This window comes from Acidipropionibacterium timonense, from assembly GCF_900605005.1.
Lineage (GTDB): Bacteria > Actinomycetota > Actinomycetes > Propionibacteriales > Propionibacteriaceae > Cutibacterium > Cutibacterium timonense.
Window position 1 is genome coordinate 1 of sequence record NZ_LR027565.1, and the last position, 2,414, is coordinate 2,414.

Annotated in this window: 2 protein-coding genes; both read right to left on the reverse strand. The window is 71.5% G+C overall.

All coding sequences use genetic code 11. The annotated features are described in order from the left end of the window. On the reverse strand, positions 1-871 hold an 871-nt coding region (lipB, locus tag E0E30_RS13130), incomplete at its 3' end, for a lipoyl(octanoyl) transferase LipB (RefSeq protein ID WP_245306693.1). A gap of 416 nt (positions 872-1,287) precedes the next feature. Further along, positions 1,288-2,414, reverse strand: a 1,127-nt coding sequence (gene sucB / locus E0E30_RS13135) for a 2-oxoglutarate dehydrogenase, E2 component, dihydrolipoamide succinyltransferase (RefSeq protein ID WP_245306694.1), incomplete at its 5' end; no start/stop codon positions are given.

A 2,414-nucleotide genomic window follows, 5' to 3' on the forward strand; every position in this document is an offset into this window, starting at 1 on the left:
GGGCGGTGCGGGGGATGTCCGGGCTCATCGCGTAGGGCTGGAACGACATGAGCTGGGTGAGGATCGGCTCGAGCTCGTGGGCGATGTCGAGCAGGGTCGGGATGGGGGCGTCCGGGCCGTGGACGCGACGCAGCTCCCGGGCCAACGTGGTGACATCGGCATCGGCGATGCCACATGGGATGATGTTGTCGAATCCGGCGGTGTCCGGGTCGATGTTGAGGGCGAAGCCGTGCATGGCGGTCTGCCGCGAGACCCGGATGCCGATGGCGCAGATCTTGCGTTCGGGGCCGTGGCCGTCGGAGGGGAACCACACGCCGGTGCGCCCGGGGACGCGGCCGGCCGCCAGGCCGTGGGCGGCCAGGAGGCGGATGATCGACTCCTCGACCCGCCGGACGTAGTCGACGACGCCGATCCCGCGTTGGAGGAAGACGATGGGGTAGCCGACGAGCTGGCCGGGGCCGTGCCAGGTGATCTCGCCGCCCCGGTCGACCGGGACGACCTCGGTGCCGTCGAAGGGGTAGGCCTCGGGTCGGGTTCGCCTGCCTGCGGTGTAGACGGGGTCGTGCTCGACGTAGATCACGGTGCTTGGACGTCGGTGTGAGGCCACCTCGTCGTGGACCTGCCGCTGGTGGTCCCAGGTGGGGCGGTAGGGGCTGCGGGTGGGCGGCTCGTCGGCGATGCCCAGGTACTCGAACTCCAGGCCCTCGGGGTGGTCGACCCACCCGGAGGGGACCGCCCCGTCGACGACGTGCGGGGTCCGCGGCTGCGGGGTCACGCTGTCCTCGTGCGGCGTCGTCACGTCACTCTCGTGCGGCGTCGCCGATGAGGACAGAGGGGATCGCTCGGCCATGGGGGAGTACTGCTGCGTCACATCGGCCGATCCTAGTTCCCCCGTCCCGATCGGCCGGCATTCGTCGGTCGCGGAGGCCGACTCACGTGGTCTGCTCCTGGGGTGTGTCCGAGTGGTGTGCTCGACGGGTCCGGGAGGGGCACCGCCACGAATCCCCGCGCAACTGCTCCGATTCGACCTGTCCATCACACCCGTTCGAGTTGCGTGGGGAATCGTGGCGGTCGGGTCGCGAGCAGTCGACCGGGGGCGGTCCGAGGGGTGGCGGGCAGGTGGGAGGAGTCGACGGGTGGCGGTCGGGTGCGAGTGGGGACTGGGCGCGGACGGGTTGGTGGTCCGGCGGGAGCGGGGACGCCGCCCAGGACCGTGACGACGACGCAGCGCCCGGCCTCCCGAAGGGGGCCGGGCGCTGCGTCGCGGATGAGTCGCTGCGTCGTCGATCAGAACTCGCCGGAGAAGTCACCCTCCTCGAGGCGCGCCTTGATGGCCGAGAGGAAGCGGGCGGCGACGGCACCGTCGATGAGACGGTGGTCGTACGACAGCGAGAGGTACATCATGTCGCGGATGGCGATGGTGTCCTCGCCGAACTCGTTCGTCACGACGACCGGACGCTTGACGAGGGCTCCGGTGCCGAGGATGGCGACCTCGGGCTGGTTGACGATCGGGGTGTCGAAGAGCGCCCCGGCCGACCCGTAGTTGGTGATGGTGAAGGTGCCACCGGCCAGCTCGTCCGGGGTGACCTTGTTGTCGCGGGTGCGGGCCGCCAGGTCGGAGATCTGGTGGGCCAGGCCGGCGATGTTGAGGTCCCCGGCGTTCTTGATGACAGGGACGAGGAGGCCGCGCGGGGTGTCGACGGCGATACCGATGTTCTCGGAGGACCCGTAGGTGATCGTCCCGGCCTCGGTGTCGATGTTGGCGTTGAACCGCGGGTTCTGCTTGAGGGCCTCGACGACCGCCTTCGTGATGAAGGGCAGGTACGACAGGCCGACTCCCTCGCGAGCCTTGAAGGCCGCCTTCTCGGCCTTGCGGATGCGCGAGATCGCGGTCATGTCGACCTCGACCGTCGCGGTGAGCTGGGCGGAGACGTGGAGCGACTCGACCATGCGCGAGGCGATGACCTTGCGCAGGCGGCTCATCTTCTCGGTCGTGCCGCGCAGCGCGGCGGCCTCGGGGGCGACCTGCTGGGCGGCGACCCGCACCGAACCGGCAGCGGGGGCGGCGGTCGGAGCCGGGGCAGCGGCCGGTGCGGGAGCCGGGGCCTGGGCGGCCTTGGCGGCGTCGAGGACGTCCTGCTTGCGGATACGTCCGCCCACGCCGGTACCGGTGAGGGTGGACAGGTCGACTCCGTTCTCCTTGGCGAGCTTGCGCACGAGCGGGGTGACGTAGACATCGGCCGACGGGTTCGTGGCCCGCGGGGCGACGTCGTTCGTCGCGGCGACCTGCGGCTCGGGAGCCGACTCGGCTGCCGGAGCCGGAGTCGGGGCGGCTGGCGTGGGTGCCGGCGCCGGGGTGGGCTCAGGTGCCGGTGCGGGAGCAGGAGCAGGCTCGGCGGGCGGGGGGGGGGGGG